We start from the raw sequence: 14,533 nt of genomic DNA, 5'->3' as shown, positions 1-14,533 counted from the left end.
CGCCGGCACCCGGCATGGTTGGTTCGCAGCGTAGAGCCACGCCCTGCGTGGCTGGGCGGTCAGAAGTCGCCGAGCTTGGCGTTGTCGGTCGGGTTGGCCAGCCACTCAGCGAGATCGCTGCCGATGGCGGTGACCACGCGCTCCAGCACGTCGCAGGAACCCTTGAAACCACCAAATGCTCCGCCACGGGAGACGCGGCGCGCGGTCACGGTGGCGACCTTCTGGCCGTCGTCCAGCAGCACTCCGCGCACGGTAGCGGACTTGAAGTGACCAGAGAAGGCATTGCCCGCGCTCTGCGCCTCCACCAGCTCCAGCTTCAGCACCCGGCCCTGCTCGCCGAGCTCGCCGCTGAACTCAATGGTGTTGCCGAACTTGCCGGCATTGCTGCCCAGTGCGGTCGCCAGCTGCGCCCCCATCCGGCACTCGGCCTTGATGTTGTCGGCGATGTACGCCGAGTCCGAGAACGGGATCGGGTCCTGCACCTGGACGGTGGCAGCGAACGCGGGCGAGGCACAGCACAACAGCACGGCAGCGGCCGCGCGGATCGGATGACGCATGGTATTCCCCTGGGATGTTGAACACGGCCGCATCATGCGACCGTGCCCGCGCATCGTGCCGATTGCGGCAACTGCGCGCAAGGGAGATTCACCCCTTGCGGCGCTTGTGGTCCAGGTACAGGGTCTTGGCCACGCTCAAGCCGATGCCGAGGGCCACGCCGATGCCGATGCCGAGCAGGTAGTTTTCCGTTGTCAGGCCGATGGCGGCACCGACGACGGTAGCGATCACCATTTCGGTGGTGTGCGAGATCGGAGGCGGTGGGGTGGACATGAGGTACTCCGGTAGTGCCGGGCTTGCCCGGCATTGTGGAACAGCCGGGCAAGCTCGGCTCTACAAAAAGAGGAAGGCCGGGTTGCCCCGGCCTTCCGATGTCATGCGGTGATGCTCAGTGCTGCTCGGCAGGACCGGCGATCGGCGGCACCGGACGGGCGTCACCGCCCTTGTCGTTGTTGCTGCCACCGTCGTTCTTGTTGGCCTTGCCCCAGCCGGCCGGCGGCGGCGGATCGCGGCCTTCCATGATGGCGTCGATCTGCGGCGCGTCGATGGTCTCGTACTGCAGCAGCAGCTGCGACATGGTGTGCAGCTTGTCCATGTTGGCCTTCATCAGCTCGGTGGTCCGGGCGTAGGCCTTGTCCAGGATGGTGCGGACCACTTCGTCGATGCGGCGGGCAGTGTCATCGGACACGCTCTTGTGCTGGGTGACCGAACGACCCAGGAACACTTCATCGTCTTCCTCGCCGTAAGCGATCGGGCCGAGCTCGTCCGACAGGCCCCACTTGGTGACCATGTTGCGGGCCATCTTGGTGGCGCGCTCGATGTCGTTGGAGGCACCGGTGGTGACCTTGTCGGCACCGAAGATCAGCTCTTCAGCGACGCGGCCGCCGTACAGCGAGCACAGCTGCGATTCGATCGCCACGCGGTTCATCGAGTACTTGTCGCCCTCCGGCAGGTACATGGTCACACCCAGCGCACGGCCGCGCGGAATGATGGTGACCTTGTAGACCGGGTCGTGCTCGGGAACCAGACGGCCGACGATGGCGTGGCCGGCTTCGTGGTAGGCGGTGAGGGTCTTCTCCTCCTCGCTCATGGCCATCGAACGGCGCTCGGCACCCATCAGGATCTTGTCGCGGGCACGGTCGAAGTGGTCCATGCGGACCTCCTTCTCGTTGCCACGCGCGGCGAACAGGGCCGCCTCGTTGCAGAGGTTGGCCAGATCCGCACCGGAGAAACCAGGGGTACCACGGGCAATGACCATCGGTTCGACGTCATCAGCCAGCGGCAGCTTGCGCATGTGCACGCGCAGGATCTGCTCGCGGCCCTTGACGTCGGCCAGACCGACCACGACCTGGCGGTCGAAGCGGCCCGGACGCAGCAGCGCCGGGTCGAGCACGTCGGGACGGTTGGTGGCGGCAATGACGATGACGCCTTCACCCCCTTCAAAGCCGTCCATTTCCACCAGCAGCTGATTCAGGGTCTGCTCGCGCTCGTCATGACCGCCGCCCAGACCGGCACCGCGATGGCGACCGACGGCGTCGATTTCGTCGATGAAGATGATGCACGGAGCCTGCTTCTTGGCCTGCTCGAACATGTCGCGGACGCGGCTGGCACCCACACCGACGAACATTTCCACGAAGTCCGAACCGGAGATCGAGAAGAACGGCACCTTGGCCTCGCCGGCGATGGCGCGGGCGAGCAGGGTCTTGCCGGTACCCGGGGGGCCGACCATCAGCACACCGCGCGGAATCTTGCCGCCCAGCTTGGTGAACTTGCTCGGGTCGCGCAGGAAGTCGACCAGTTCGCCGACTTCTTCCTTGGCCTCATCGCACCCGGCGACGTCGGCAAAGGTGACCTTGATCTGGTCTTCGCCCTGCAGCTTGGCGCGCGACTTGCCGAAGGACATCGCGCCCTTGGCTCCGCCGCCACCGCCCTGCATCTGGCGCATGATGAACAACCAGAAGCCGATGATCAGGATGACCGGCAGGAAGTTCATCAGGATGGCACCCAGCGAGATGCCGCTGGAGGGCTCTTCCTGGACGATTTCGACGTTTTTGGCACGCAGCACGTTGATCAGGTCACGGTCCATCGGCGCGGTGATGGTGGCCGGCTGGCCGCCCCGCGTGACGTAGGTGATCTGGTTGGTGCCGCTGCGCAGGTCGCCGCCGAAGGTGACCTTCTGGACGTTGCCGCTGTCCACCTGGTCCAGGAACTGCGAATAGGTGGCACCGGAGGCCCCTGCGCCGCTGGTCTTGGGCGAGAAGCTCTGGAACACGACCATCAGCACCACGGCCACGACCACCCATAGCAGGAGGTTCTTGGTCAAGTCGTTCATCCTCATTGGCTCCGTGGTTCCTCTAATGCCTGACGCGATTGGTATGGTCGAGCTTACTTGATCTGGGGGCGTTTGCCCTGCCCCAGGGCATAGACCTCGGGCGAGCGCTTACGCGAGGCTTCAGGCTTGCGGATCACCACCTTGTCGTACCGCCGGCGCATTTCACGCACGTAGTCGTCAAAGCCCACGCCCTGGAACAGCTTGATCAGGAACGCGCCACCCGGCTTGAGATGGTTGTCGGCAAAATCCAACGCCAGCTCGGCCAGGTGCATCATCCGCGGCTGGTCCACCGCGTCCATGCCACTCTTATTGGGGGCCATGTCGGAAAGCACAAGGTCCACCGGCTGGTCGCCCAGCATGGCTTCAAACTGCGATAGGACCGACTGTTCCCTGAAATCGCCGTGAAGGAACTCGACCCCGGCCAGCGGAGGCATCTCCAGGATGTCCAGGGCCAGGACCCGGCCGGTGTCGCCGATCTGGCGGCGGACCTGCTGCGACCAGCCCCCCGGGGCGGCCCCGAGGTCGACCACCACCATATGCGGCTTCAGCAGGCGGTCACGTTCAAGCAGCTCCTCCAGCTTGTAGGCGGCGCGCGAGCGCATGCCCTCGGCCTGGGCCTTCTTCACGAAGGGGTCGGAAAAGTGCTCTTTCAACCAACGTTGACTGCTTTTGCTGCGCGTTGCCATGGGACTTGGGGCCTTTTGGGATGGTCATGATACCCTGATCGCCCTGATTAACCGTCCGTTCCTGAATGTCTACTGCCCTCACCTCCGCCCAGACCCGCTTCCTCCGCGGCCAAGCCCACGATCTGAAAGCCCTGCTGCAGATCGGCGGAAAGGGGATCACCCCGGCCTTCCTGGCTGAGCTGGAGGAGGTGCTGGAGCGCCATGAGCTGGTGAAGGTGAAGGTGGGCGCGGAAGACCGCGACACCCGCGACGCGATGATTGCCGAGCTCACCGAAGCCTCCGGCAGCGCGCTGGTACAGCGCATCGGCCACACCGCCGTGCTGTACCGCCCGAGCAAGGAACAGCGCAAGATCGTGCTGCCGCGCGGCTGATTGCGCCATGCAATTCAGCCACGAACTGCCGGATTACGCCTATGTGTTGCGCGCCGCCAGCGGCCACAGCGCGACCGTGAATGACAAAGTGCTGGGGGCGAGCTTCATCGTCAGCCCTGACCAGCTGGTGGAAAACTGGCCGGTGGCTGTCGGCACGGCGCTGACCGTGGCCGACCTGGAGCCGGTGCTGGCGCTGGGTCCGGAACTGATCGTGCTGGGCACCGGGGACACCCAGGTGTTCCCGTCGGCCGAGGTGCTCGGCCGCTGCCTGCAGCGTGGAGTCGGGCTGGAAGTTATGAACAACCAGGCCGCTGCGCGGACCTTCAACCTGCTGGCCGCCGAAGGCCGAAAGGTCGCCGCCGCGTTCATGTTGGCGGGTTGATTCCGGGCGATCCGGCCCCGCGCGGACACGCATGGCGTGTCCCTACCCGTTTTCGCCACCCCGTTCGATCGCGCCCGTAGGGACACGCCATGCGTGTCCATCCGGATGCCGGACCGGTCAACGCGCCGGCAGGTACTGCTGCGGGTCGACCGGTTTGCCGTTGTAGCGGATCTCGAAGTGCAGCATGTCGCGGGTGGTGCCTGTGCGGCCTATTTCCGCGATCTGCTCGCCGGCCTTCACGTTCTGGCCTTCGTTGACCAGCCGCTTGCGGTTGTGGCCATAGGCCGACAGCCACTGCTCGTTGTGCTTGATGATGATCAGCTCGCCGAAACCAACCAGGCCGGCACCGGAATACACCACCACGCCGGGCGCGGTGGCGCGTACCGGCTGACCGCTGGTGCCGGCAATGTCGATGCCCTGCTTGGTGACGTCAGCCGCCACGTAGCGGCCGACCAGCGCGCCATCGGCCGGCCAGCGCCAGTTGATGTTGTTCTTGATCGGGGTATTGGTTGGCACCGGCGCGGGCGTCGGAGCCGGCGTGCTGGTGCCCGGACGCGGCGCGGTGACCACGGTGGTCGGGGCACGGCCCGGCGTGCTGCCACCCGGATACAGGCGGATCTGCTGGCCCGGATAGATGGTGTACGGCTCGCTCAGCCCATTCCACGCGGCCAGATCACGCGGGGTGATGTTGTGGATGCGCGCAAGCGCGTACAGGGTGTCGCCCTTGCGCACGGTGGCGGTCTGCCCCGGCTTGGCGACCGAGGTCTGCGGCGTGCTGTGGCCGCCGCGCGAGCCGGACGACTTGACCACGGTGGCGGTGCCACAGGCACTCAGGGTGACGGCCACCGCCATCGCGGCGGCCAGCTTCAACCCGGTATTCCAACGCTGTGCACTCATGCGAATTTTGCCCTCCAGACAAGCCAGCCAATCAGCAGCACCACCAGCGCGGTGGCGATCCAGCCCAGCGGTTCGATCCAGCGCCGTAACGCCGCTTCGGCGCGCGCGCCGCCGATGCGGATCACCGCGGCCAGCACGTACACGCGCTTGCCACGACCGATCAGCATGCTCAACACGTACTGCGGCATCGGCACGCCGACAATACCCGAGGCCCAGGTGAAGACCTTCATCGGAATCGGCATGAAGCCGCCCAGCACCAGGAAGGTGAACACCGCCCACGGCGACTCGGCCATTTTTTCCTGCACGATGGCGATGCCGCCTTCGATGCTGGGCAGCATGCCCAGCGCGGCGAACAGCGGCTTGATCGCTTCAAAGGCGAAGTGCCCCAGTGCATAACCGACCAGCGCGCCAGCCATCGAACCGGCCAGGCTGAGCGTGGCGAACCACCAGCCGCGCTTGGGCTGGGCCACGCACATCGGGGCCAGCATCACTTCCGGCATGACCGGGAAGATGATCGCTTCAACGAAGCTCAGCACGGTGAGATAGGTCGGGGCGCGCTCATGCGCGGCCCACTTCATTGCCCGCTCGTACAGCGGACCGAAAATCTTCATGAAACGCAGCTCCTTGAATTCAGTCCAGCATGCCAGACAGCAGGGGGACGAACGTGACCGGCGCCAATACCTCCTGCGCCACGCTGCCATCTTCGCGGCGGGTCAGCTGGATCAGCGACTGCGCACCGGGCCCGCCAACCGGGGCGACCAACCGGCCCCCTACCGCCAGCTGCTCGATCAGCGCGTCGACCAGCGCCGGCGCGGCCGCGGTGACCACGATGGCATCGAACGGGCCATGTTCGGCCCAGCCGATGCGGCCGTCGTCGTGCTTGCTGCGGATGTTCATGCCCAACGCGCGGAAGCGCTTGCGGGCCTGCCGCAGCAGGTCGCCAATGCGTTCCACGGTGTAGACCTCCAGGCCCAGCGCGCCGAGCACGGCCGCCTGATACCCCGATCCGGTGCCCACTTCCAGCACCTTCTTCGGCGCGCTCTGCAGCACCGCCTCGGTCATGCGCGCGACCACCCACGGCTGCGAGATGGTCTGGCCGTGGCCGATCGGCAGCGCGGTGTCTTCATAGGCGCGCGAGGCCAGTGCCTCATCGATGAACAGATGGCGCGGCACCACGCGAATGGCGTTGAGCGTGGCTTCGTCGGTGATGCCGCTTTCACGCAGGCGGTCGACCAGACGATCGCGCACACGCTGCGAGGTCATGCCGATGCCGACCGCTTCGGGTTGCAGGCGCAGACGCTGGCTCATGCCGGACGGTCCAGCGCGGCGGTCAGCCCGCCGACCCAGCTGGCTACCTTCTCCAGCGCCTGGTAGCGGGTCAGATCGACCTGGATCGGAGTGATGGAGATATGGCCACTGCGCACGGCGTGGAAATCGGTGCCGGGGCCGGAGTCCTGTTCGCGGCCGGCCGGGCCGATCCAGAACACTTCATTGCCGCGCGGGTCGCGCTGCGGAATGCAGCCCTCGGCACGGTGGCGGTTGCCCAGCCGGGTGACTTCGAAGCCCTTCACCTCGTCCCACGGCAGGTCCGGCACGTTGACGTTGAGGATGGTGTCGGCCGGCAGCGGGTCGGCTTTCAGGCGGGTCATGATTTCCACTGCGGCACGGGCAGCGGTTTCAAAGTGCTTCGGGTCGTGATTGTGCGAGACCAGCGACATGGCCACCGCCGGCAGACCGAGGAAGCGACCTTCCATCGCCGCCGACACGGTGCCGGAATAGATGACGTCGTCGCCCAGGTTGGCGGCGTTGTTGATGCCCGACACCACGATATCCGGCTCGTAGTCGAGCATGCCGGTGAGGGCCAGGTGGACGCAGTCGGTCGGGGTGCCGGCCACCGCGCAGGTGTAGTGGTCGATGCGCTTGGTGCGGATCGGCAGATCCAGGGTGAGCGAGTTGCTGGCCCCCGAACGATCGCGGTCGGGGGCGACCACCATGACTTCATGCCCGGCCTGGCGCAACACGCTGGCGAGCATCCGGATGCCCGGCGCATCGACCCCATCGTCGTTGCTGACCAGGATGCGCATCTCCGATTTAACCGCTTGATTTTTCAAGACTTCGATTCCATCACTCTGCTGCGTTGGCGTAGCCGGCGCTCCCCTCTCCCGGGATCACCCGCCACGCAAGTGCGTCCGCTATTGTGCCGCATGCGGACAGATCGTCCTACCCTGCCGAAAGGTAGGCAGCGCCGATTCAGCGCATTAGGCTGTACGCATGTCACATTCTGAAGACGAAGATCCGGCCGCCCTGTTCCGCGCGGCCATTGGCGAGGTGAAGCCCCTGCGCAAGCCGGTCGCGACGCCCCCGGCCACGCCGCGGCCGAAGCCGCGCGCGCGCATGGCCGAACAGGACGATGCCGAGGCCCGGGGCGAGTTCGCCCAGCTGCTGCGCAGCAGTTCACCGCTGGAAGCCGGCGACACCGCCAGCTACCGGCGCGAGAACCTGCCGGCGCGGATGTTCCAGCGGCTCAAGCGCGGGCAGTATTCGGTGCAGGACGAGCTGGACCTGCACGGGGCGACCGCGGCGCAGGCCGAGAACCTGCTGCGCCAGTTTCTGGCCGATGCACATGCGCACGACCATGGCTGTGTGCGCATCATTCATGGGAAAGGACTGCAGTCCGATGGCGGTGCGCCGGTGTTGAAGAACCTGGTCGACCGGCTGCTGCGGCAGCGCAATGACGTACTGGCGTTTCATTCGGCGCCGCCGGGGCAAGGCGGGACCGGGGCGGTGCTGGTGTTGTTGGCGAACCGGTAATCGGTTGCGTTGGGGACCGCGAAGCCACGCAGGGCGTGGCTCTACGGCAAATCAGCAAACAAACGTAGAGCCACGCCCTGCGTGGCTGCACATGTTCAATCGGGCGACACGGCTCCGCCCACGTCCTGCACCGGGCCCAGCTCGTGCAGCACAGCGGTGGCATAACACCCCGGCGGCAATGCGAATGACAGTTCCAGCACATCCGGCTGCAGCCACTGGTGCTGCATCAACGCCGGACGCAGGCGCAGCGCACGCCGTTCCTGCTTCAATCGCGCGTCTTCCAGCCCGGCGCGCAACTGCAGCGACTGCTCGTCATTGATCGCACCCAGCTCCAGCGCAGCAGCATCGCCTGTGCTGCGCAGCTCACCCTCGCCCCACAACGGGCCACTGGGGTGAATATCAAAACGCGCCAGGCGCTCGGCCAGCGCGTCACTCCACGCTTCCGGGCCGAACACGCTGCGGCTGCCATCGAGCATCCAGACCTCGCCGTCCAGCGCGCTGTCCCAGTTGCCCTGCTCCACCCGCGCCGCCAACACCTGGTTGAACAGCGCCGAACGTGCAGCCGACAGCAGCAATGAACGCTGGTCCTTGCGCATGCGCCGGCCCTGGAACATCGCCAACGCAGCCGGCACGTTGCCGCCATCGCGACCGAATCGCTGCTCGCCAAACCAGTTCGGCAGCCCGCGCACGGCGATCTGGGCCAGACGCGCGTCGATCAGACCCGCATCGCCCTGCACATCACGCAGCACCAGCTTGAACCGGTTGCCGGCCAGCGCGCCGCGCTGCAGCTTGCGGTTGTGCCAGGTCGATTCCAGCACCTCGATCTCGGCGTCGTTGAGCAGTGCCGGATCCGGTGCGACCCGCTTCGGCAGGTGCACACTGAAGCGCTGGGTGGTGACCGCGTGGCGATCCTTCATGCCGGCATAGCTGACGCTCATCTCCGGCAGCCCCGCCCAGCGCGCGATCTGCTTGGCCACATGCACGGTGTTGGCCCCGCGCTTGCGCACGGTGAGCAACAGATGCTCGCCCTCGCCGCTCGGCTCGAACGCCGGCAGTTCATCGACCTGGAAATCTTCGGGGACAGTTCGGATCTTCGCAGTGAGCAGCGGCGCACCAAACGCCAACGGTAACGGAATCACAGCGCCACCAACAGCACCACGGCCTGCGCGGCAATGCCCTCACTGCGACCGGTGAAGCCCAGCTTCTCGGAGGTGGTGGCCTTGACGCTGACCGTGTCCAGCGCATTGCCGAGCAGGCCGGCGATGCGCTCACGCATGGCCAGCGCGTGCGGGCCGACCTTGGGCCGTTCGCAGATCACGGTGATGTCGGCGTTGCCGACCTGCCAGCCGCGCTCGCGCAGCAGGCTGTTGCAGTGCTGCAGGAACTGGCTGCTGTCGGCATCTTTCCAGCGCATGTCCGACGGCGGGAAGTGCTGGCCTATGTCACCCAGCGCCAGCGCGCCCAGCATGGCATCGCACAGCGCGTGCAGAATCACATCGCCGTCGCTGTGCGCCAGCACGCCGCAGCTGTGCGGCACGCGCACGCCACCGAGCATGATGTGGTCGCCCTCGCCGAAGGCGTGGACGTCGTACCCCTGCCCGATGCGGACAGGTGGAAATGCAGCCGTATTCATGACCTGAACCTAACGTAGAGCCGGGCTTGCCCGGCTTGGCAATACAAAATCACGATCCGCGTCGCGACAGCTCGAATTCAAAACGGGACAGATCCGCCGGCGTGGTGACCTTGAAGTTGTCTTCGTTGCCTTCCACCAACAGCGGACGCAGGCCCTGCCGCTCCATCGCCATGGCTTCGTCGGTGATTTCCACTCCGGCAGCGGCGGCCTCCTGCAGCGCACGCGCCAGCTGATGGCGGCGGAACAACTGCGGCGTCAACGCGCGCCACAGGCGTGCACGCGGCTCGGTGCCGTCGATGCCACCATCGTCCCCCGCGCGCTTGAGGGTGTCGCGCACCGGTGCAGCCAGAATCGCCCCGACCGGATCATTGCGCCCCACTTCCAGCAGTCGGCCGAGGTCGGCCGCGGCCAGATTCGGGCGTGCGGCGTCGTGGACCAGCACGAACTCGTCCGCGCGGACGTCCTCCGGCAGTGCCTGCAGCCCGGCCAGCACCGATTCGGCACGGGTGGCCCCGCCGGTGCAGGTCAGGATGGGCTTGTCCGCCAGCGCGGACCAGCCCGGCCAGTCGGCGTCGTTTTCAGCAATGACCACCATCGCCCCGGCTACCGCCGGATGTGACAGCAGCGCTTCCAGGGTATGCGCCAGCAGCACGCGGTCACCCGCGACCAGATACTGCTTGGGGGTTGCCCCACCAAAACGGGTACCACGACCGGCCGCCGGCACCACCGCCCAGATGCCGCCCATCAGGGCACCTCCGGAGCCGGCGTGCCGGTGTCGGCATGGACCACGGCAGGCGCACGCGGCGCGGCGACCGGCGCGTTCTCGACCACGCGGTAGAACTTCTCGCCGGGCCGGATCATGCCGAGCTCGCTGCGTGCGCGCTCCTCGATGGCGGCTTCGCCTTCCTTGAGGTCCTTGACCTCGGCAGCGAGCGCATCGTTGCGCTGCTGCAGGCCTTCGTTGTCGCGTTTCTGGCTTTCGACCTGGGCCTCGAGCACCATCACTTCACCCGAATTGCCCGGGCCGAACCAGAAGCGGTACTGCAGCCATGCCAGCAGTACCGCAAGCACCAGCAGCAGCCAGCGCCAGTCGCGCATGGGATCAGCGCTTCAGCGAAACGAACGCGTCACGCCCGGCGTAACGCGCGCCGGCACCGAGAGCTTCCTCGATACGCAGCAGCTGGTTGTACTTGGCCACGCGATCGCTGCGGCACAGCGAGCCGGTCTTGATCTGGGTGGCGGTGGTGGCCACGGCGATGTCGGCGATGGTGGTGTCTTCGGTTTCGCCCGAACGGTGCGAAACCACGGCCGCGTAGTTGGCGTTGTGCGCCATGGCGATCGCTTCCAGGGTTTCGGTCAGGGTGCCAATCTGGTTGACCTTGATCAGGATGGCGTTGGCGGTGCCCGACTCGATGCCTTCCTTGAAAATCTTCGGGTTGGTCACGAACAGGTCGTCGCCGACCAGCTGCACCTTGTTGCCGATACGGTCGGTGAGCAGCTTCCAGCCGGCCCAGTCGTTCTCGGCCAGGCCGTCTTCGATGGTGATGATCGGGTACTGCGCGGCCCAGTCGGCGAGGAAGTCGACGAACTGCTCGGAGGTCAGGCGCTTGTTCTCGCCGACCAGGTTGTACTTGCCGTTCTCGTAGAACTCGCTGGAGGCCACGTCCAGGCCCAGCAGCACATCCTCACCGGCGGTGTAGCCGGCCTTGCCGATCGCTTCGAGGATGGTGTCCAGGGCTTCGACGTTGCTGCGGAAGTCCGGGGCGAAACCGCCCTCGTCGCCCACCGCCGTGCTCAGGCCGTGGCCCTTCAGCACCGACTTCAGCGAATGGAAGATTTCGGTGCCGGCGCGCAGCGCTTCGGAGAACGAGGTGAAGCCGACCGGCAGCACCATGAACTCCTGGAAGTCGACGTTGTTGTCGGCATGTGCGCCGCCATTGATGATGTTCATCATCGGCACCGGCAGGGTCACATCGCGGCCCTGCGCCAGGTACTGCCACAGCGCCTGCTTCTTCGAGGCAGCCACCGCGTGGGCGTTGGCCATCGAGACCCCGAGCAGCGCATTCGCGCCCAGGCGGCCCTTGTTCTCGGTGCCGTCGAGGTCGATCAGGCGGCGGTCCAGGCCTTCCTGGTCGGCGGCATCAAAGCCCTTCAGCGCGGTGGCAATGGTGGTGTTGACGTTGCCGACGGCATTGCGCACGCCCTTGCCCAGGTAGCGGGTCTTGTCGCCATCACGCAGCTCCACCGCTTCCTTGGTGCCGGTCGAGGCACCCGACGGCACGGCGGCACGGCCGAACGAACCGTCCTCCAGGGTGACTTCGGCTTCCAGCGTGGGATTGCCACGGCTGTCGAGGATTTCACGGGCATGGATGCTGCGGATCGCGGTCATGGCGGGCCAAATTCCAGTCAGAAAGGGAGAGCGCCACCTGCGGTGGCGCGTGAAACGTCCGCGTGATTATTACCCAGCCGCGCGCGCGAAGCCACGCACGGCGTGGCAGCGCTTCAGCGCGCGGCTTTGCGCTGGCGGGCAGCGCTGATGAAACCGATGAACAGCGGGTGGCCGTCGCGCGGGGTGGACAGGAACTCCGGGTGGGCCTGGCAGGCCAGGAACCACGGGTGCTGGTCGCGGGCCAGCTCGACCACTTCCACCAGGGTGTCGTCCATCGACTTGCCAGCAATGACCAGCCCGGCGTCTTCCAGCTGGGTGCGGTAGCGGTTGTTGAACTCGTAGCGGTGACGGTGGCGCTCGGCGACCACATCCTTGCCGTACAGTTCGCGGGCCAGCGTGCCCGGCTTCAGGCGCTGCTCCTGCAGGCCCAGGCGCATGGTGCCGCCGAGGTCGCTCTTGTCGTCACGCTTCTCGACATCGCCGCTGGCGGTGCGCCATTCGGTGATCAGGCCGATCACCGGATTCGGCGACTGGCGGTCGTTCTCGGTGCTGTTGGCCCCTTCCAGCCCGGCCACATGGCGGGCGTAGTCGACCACGGCGGCCTGCATGCCGTAGCAGATGCCGAAGTACGGCACCTGCTGTTCGCGGGCGTACTTGGAGGTCAGCACCTTGCCTTCAAAGCCACGGTCGCCGAAGCCGCCCGGCACCAGGATGCCGTCCACGTCCTGCAGCGCGGCCATGTCGGTGCCTTCCAGATCCTGCGCTTCCAGCCACTTCAGGTTGACCTTGGTGCGCTGGCGCAGGCCACCGTGCTTGAGCGCCTCGCCGACCGACTTGTAGGCATCCTGGTGATCGACGTACTTGCCGACCACGGCGATGGTGACTTCGTCCTGCGGGTTCAGGGTGGCATCCAGCGCGGCCTGCCACTCGTGCAGGTCGGCCGGGCCGGCCTTGTCGCCCAGCTTGAGCTGGTTGATGACGATCTCGTCCAGGCCCTGCTCGTGCAGGCCGAACGGAATGCGGTACAGCACATCGACGTCCGGCACGCTGATGACGGCACGTTCGGAGACGTTGGTGAACTGGGCGATCTTGCGGCGCTCCGAATCCGGCACCGGCTGTTCCGAACGGCACAGCAGCACGTCCGGCTGGATGCCGATCGAGCGCAGTTCCTTGACCGAATGCTGGGTGGGCTTGGTCTTCAGCTCACCGGCGGCGGCGATGTACGGCACCAGGGTGAGGTGCATGAACAGGGCCTTTTCCGGGCCGCGCTCGGTACGCACCTGGCGGATGGCTTCCAGGAACGGCAGCGACTCGATGTCGCCGACGGTACCGCCGATTTCCACCAGGGCCACGTCGAAGCCTTCGGTGGCTTCGTCCATGCAGCGGCGGATTTCATCGGTGATGTGCGGAATGACCTGCACGGTGGCACCCAGGTAATCGCCGCGGCGCTCCTTGCGGATGACGTTCTCGTAGATGCGACCGGTGGTGACCGAGTTCTTGCGGCTCAGACGGGTGCGCACGAAACGCTCGTAGTGACCCAGGTCGAGGTCGGTTTCGGCACCGTCGTCGGTGACGTACACCTCGCCGTGCTGGAACGGGCTCATGGTGCCCGGGTCAACGTTGATGTACGGGTCGAGCTTCATCATCGTGACCTTCAGGCCACGCGCTTCGAGAATGGAGGCCAGTGACGCGGCGGCAATGCCTTTGCCGAGCGAGGACACCACGCCGCCGGTTACGAAAATCAAGGGAGTCATGGCTGCAAGCATCCTGTCTGGAAATGGAAAACGGCCGCACCACCCCATCCCGGAAGGCGGGTGGTGGGCAGGAAAGGGGTTTTCCGGTTCGCCGAGGAAGCGAGGGAGGTGGTGCGCTGGCGCGAGGCCGGCACCGGAGGGCATGTCCGCAGCGAGGTCGGGGCCGCCGTGCCGGTCATACGGACCGTCACCTCCTGGCTGCCTGACTGGCGACCGCACAGGGTCGCGCCAGCCGATTCGCTGATCGAGGACACACACTACTCCCGGAAAGCCATAGTTTACAGATTGAAGGCCCTCAGCCCAAGGGGGGCGTGCGGCCTTCACACAAAAAAGAGCCCCGGCCAGGGGCCGGGGCTCGGTGACAACGGGGCGGCGCGCTTACTTCTTCTTGCGCGCTTCCTCTTCCTCTTCCTGCTGCGGGGCCTGCTGGCCCTTGGCCTTCATTTCGGCCGTGGCCGCGGCGCGGCGCTTGGCCTTGGCGTCGGCTTCCGCCTGCGCCCGGTCAGCCTGCTCGCCCTGCTGCGGTGCGGGCTGGCCCTGTCCGGCGTTCTGCGCCAGTGCCAGCGGCACGGCCACGACGGCGGCGGCAATGGCAGCGATGGTCAGCAACTTCTTCATGGGGTCTCCTCGCGAATGGCTTCGGATGGGGTCTCCGGAACACCCGGAAATCCACCGTGCACAGTGTATCGCGTCGATTTCGGCCGCCCCCTGAACGTATGGCGT

General features: G+C 66.4%; 18 protein-coding genes. 3 read left to right on the top strand and 15 right to left on the bottom strand.

Annotation, left to right across the window (positions count from 1 at the left end; all coding sequences use genetic code 11):
* Positions 1-59: 59 nt before the first annotated feature.
* The 4 genes from RT551_RS04430 to rlmE all read right to left on the bottom strand — a co-directional run bounded on the left by RT551_RS04430 (position 60) and on the right by rlmE (position 3,573).
* Complete coding sequence (locus RT551_RS04430; protein WP_313455973.1) at positions 60-557, bottom strand: hypothetical protein; 498 nt, start codon at positions 555-557, stop codon at positions 60-62.
* 88 nt (positions 558-645) lie between these two features.
* Positions 646-828 (bottom strand): hypothetical protein, encoded by a 183-nt coding sequence (locus RT551_RS04425; protein WP_313455972.1) that lies wholly within the window; start codon positions 826-828, stop codon positions 646-648.
* A 115-nt stretch (positions 829-943) separates the two neighbouring features.
* Positions 944-2,887, bottom strand: coding sequence for an ATP-dependent zinc metalloprotease FtsH (gene ftsH, locus RT551_RS04420; protein ID WP_313455971.1), 1,944 nt, complete (start codon positions 2,885-2,887; stop codon positions 944-946).
* A gap of 53 nt (positions 2,888-2,940) precedes the next feature.
* Positions 2,941-3,573: a 23S rRNA (uridine(2552)-2'-O)-methyltransferase RlmE gene (rlmE, locus tag RT551_RS04415; protein WP_313455969.1), complete on the bottom strand. Its 633-nt coding sequence runs from the start codon at positions 3,571-3,573 to the stop codon at positions 2,941-2,943.
* A gap of 65 nt (positions 3,574-3,638) precedes the next feature.
* On the opposite strand from rlmE, the gene yhbY reads away from it, so the two are divergent.
* Together yhbY and RT551_RS04405 are read left to right on the top strand one after the other, a co-directional pair.
* Entirely contained in the window at positions 3,639-3,944 is a 306-nt protein-coding gene (yhbY, locus tag RT551_RS04410) for a ribosome assembly RNA-binding protein YhbY (protein ID WP_313455968.1), read from the top strand.
* 7 nt (positions 3,945-3,951) lie between these two features.
* Positions 3,952-4,326: an Mth938-like domain-containing protein gene (locus RT551_RS04405; RefSeq protein WP_313455967.1), complete on the top strand. Its 375-nt coding sequence runs from the start codon at positions 3,952-3,954 to the stop codon at positions 4,324-4,326.
* Between the two features lie 117 nt (positions 4,327-4,443).
* Here the strand turns inward: RT551_RS04405 and RT551_RS04400 are convergent, their stop codons facing one another.
* Genes RT551_RS04400 through surE form a run of 4 tightly spaced genes read right to left on the bottom strand, consistent with a single transcriptional unit; the run spans position 4,444 to position 7,307 of the window.
* Positions 4,444-5,223 (bottom strand): peptidoglycan DD-metalloendopeptidase family protein, encoded by a 780-nt coding sequence (locus tag RT551_RS04400; protein ID WP_313455966.1) that lies wholly within the window; start codon positions 5,221-5,223, stop codon positions 4,444-4,446.
* Entirely contained in the window at positions 5,220-5,834 is a 615-nt protein-coding gene (locus RT551_RS04395) for a DedA family protein (protein ID WP_311190844.1), read from the bottom strand. The genes RT551_RS04400 and RT551_RS04395 overlap by 4 nt, the downstream gene beginning before the upstream one ends.
* A gap of 19 nt (positions 5,835-5,853) precedes the next feature.
* Positions 5,854-6,531: a protein-L-isoaspartate(D-aspartate) O-methyltransferase gene (locus RT551_RS04390; RefSeq protein ID WP_313455962.1), complete on the bottom strand. Its 678-nt coding sequence runs from the start codon at positions 6,529-6,531 to the stop codon at positions 5,854-5,856.
* Positions 6,528-7,307: a 5'/3'-nucleotidase SurE gene (gene surE, locus RT551_RS04385; RefSeq protein ID WP_313455960.1), complete on the bottom strand. Its 780-nt coding sequence runs from the start codon at positions 7,305-7,307 to the stop codon at positions 6,528-6,530. Before surE ends, RT551_RS04390 begins: the two co-directional genes overlap by 4 nt.
* A gap of 187 nt (positions 7,308-7,494) precedes the next feature.
* Here surE and RT551_RS04380 point away from each other — a divergent pair, with 187 nt between their 5' ends.
* Positions 7,495-8,034, top strand: coding sequence for a Smr/MutS family protein (locus RT551_RS04380; RefSeq protein WP_313455958.1), 540 nt, complete (start codon positions 7,495-7,497; stop codon positions 8,032-8,034).
* A gap of 95 nt (positions 8,035-8,129) precedes the next feature.
* On the opposite strand, the gene truD is transcribed toward RT551_RS04380, so the two are convergent.
* From truD to RT551_RS04345, 7 genes are all read right to left on the bottom strand, one after another.
* Positions 8,130-9,173 (bottom strand): tRNA pseudouridine(13) synthase TruD, encoded by a 1,044-nt coding sequence (gene truD / locus RT551_RS04375; RefSeq protein WP_313455957.1) that lies wholly within the window; start codon positions 9,171-9,173, stop codon positions 8,130-8,132.
* Positions 9,170-9,667 carry a 2-C-methyl-D-erythritol 2,4-cyclodiphosphate synthase gene (gene ispF / locus RT551_RS04370; RefSeq protein ID WP_313455955.1) on the bottom strand — a complete coding sequence of 166 codons (498 nt, stop codon included), beginning with the start codon at positions 9,665-9,667 and terminating at the stop codon, positions 9,170-9,172. Before ispF ends, truD begins: the two co-directional genes overlap by 4 nt.
* A 49-nt stretch (positions 9,668-9,716) precedes the next feature.
* Positions 9,717-10,415 carry a 2-C-methyl-D-erythritol 4-phosphate cytidylyltransferase gene (ispD, locus tag RT551_RS04365; RefSeq protein ID WP_313456072.1) on the bottom strand — a complete coding sequence of 233 codons (699 nt, stop codon included), beginning with the start codon at positions 10,413-10,415 and terminating at the stop codon, positions 9,717-9,719.
* Positions 10,412-10,765, bottom strand: coding sequence for a cell division protein FtsB (ftsB, locus tag RT551_RS04360; protein ID WP_313455953.1), 354 nt, complete (start codon positions 10,763-10,765; stop codon positions 10,412-10,414). Before ftsB ends, ispD begins: the two co-directional genes overlap by 4 nt.
* 4 nt (positions 10,766-10,769) lie before the next feature.
* The gene (eno, locus tag RT551_RS04355; protein WP_313455952.1) at positions 10,770-12,056 is read right to left on the bottom strand and encodes a phosphopyruvate hydratase; all 1,287 of its coding nucleotides are present in this window, start codon (positions 12,054-12,056) and stop codon (positions 10,770-10,772) included.
* A gap of 113 nt (positions 12,057-12,169) precedes the next feature.
* Positions 12,170-13,810 carry a CTP synthase gene (locus RT551_RS04350; RefSeq protein ID WP_313455950.1) on the bottom strand — a complete coding sequence of 547 codons (1,641 nt, stop codon included), beginning with the start codon at positions 13,808-13,810 and terminating at the stop codon, positions 12,170-12,172.
* Between the two features lie 378 nt (positions 13,811-14,188).
* Entirely contained in the window at positions 14,189-14,428 is a 240-nt protein-coding gene (locus RT551_RS04345; RefSeq protein WP_311190835.1) for a hypothetical protein, read from the bottom strand.
* Positions 14,429-14,533: the final 105 nt, after the last annotated feature.

The sequence above is a fragment of the Stenotrophomonas sp. genome (assembly GCF_032103445.1).
In the GTDB taxonomy this organism is placed as follows: Bacteria; Pseudomonadota; Gammaproteobacteria; order Xanthomonadales; family Xanthomonadaceae; genus Stenotrophomonas.
Note: the sequence above shows the minus strand (reverse complement) of the source record. Positions and strands in the feature narration are given on the sequence as shown.

Coding starts and splice junctions, on each gene's coding strand:
- rlmE (WP_313455969.1), bottom strand. CDS start 3,573: ATGGCAACGCGCAGCAAAAGCAGTCAACGTTGGTTGAAAGAGCACTTT.
- RT551_RS04345 (WP_311190835.1), bottom strand. CDS start 14,428: ATGAAGAAGTTGCTGACCATCGCTGCCATTGCCGCCGCCGTCGTGGCC.
- RT551_RS04380 (WP_313455958.1), top strand. CDS start 7,495: ATGTCACATTCTGAAGACGAAGATCCGGCCGCCCTGTTCCGCGCGGCC.
- RT551_RS04425 (WP_313455972.1), bottom strand. CDS start 828: ATGTCCACCCCACCGCCTCCGATCTCGCACACCACCGAAATGGTGATC.
- RT551_RS04390 (WP_313455962.1), bottom strand. CDS start 6,531: ATGAGCCAGCGTCTGCGCCTGCAACCCGAAGCGGTCGGCATCGGCATG.
- ftsB (WP_313455953.1), bottom strand. CDS start 10,765: ATGCGCGACTGGCGCTGGCTGCTGCTGGTGCTTGCGGTACTGCTGGCA.
- RT551_RS04405 (WP_313455967.1), top strand. CDS start 3,952: ATGCAATTCAGCCACGAACTGCCGGATTACGCCTATGTGTTGCGCGCC.
- surE (WP_313455960.1), bottom strand. CDS start 7,307: ATGCGCATCCTGGTCAGCAACGACGATGGGGTCGATGCGCCGGGCATC.
- ftsH (WP_313455971.1), bottom strand. CDS start 2,887: ATGAACGACTTGACCAAGAACCTCCTGCTATGGGTGGTCGTGGCCGTG.
- RT551_RS04395 (WP_311190844.1), bottom strand. CDS start 5,834: ATGAAGATTTTCGGTCCGCTGTACGAGCGGGCAATGAAGTGGGCCGCG.
- yhbY (WP_313455968.1), top strand. CDS start 3,639: ATGTCTACTGCCCTCACCTCCGCCCAGACCCGCTTCCTCCGCGGCCAA.
- RT551_RS04430 (WP_313455973.1), bottom strand. CDS start 557: ATGCGTCATCCGATCCGCGCGGCCGCTGCCGTGCTGTTGTGCTGTGCC.
- RT551_RS04350 (WP_313455950.1), bottom strand. CDS start 13,810: ATGACTCCCTTGATTTTCGTAACCGGCGGCGTGGTGTCCTCGCTCGGC.
- eno (WP_313455952.1), bottom strand. CDS start 12,056: ATGACCGCGATCCGCAGCATCCATGCCCGTGAAATCCTCGACAGCCGT.
- ispF (WP_313455955.1), bottom strand. CDS start 9,667: ATGAATACGGCTGCATTTCCACCTGTCCGCATCGGGCAGGGGTACGAC.
- RT551_RS04400 (WP_313455966.1), bottom strand. CDS start 5,223: ATGAGTGCACAGCGTTGGAATACCGGGTTGAAGCTGGCCGCCGCGATG.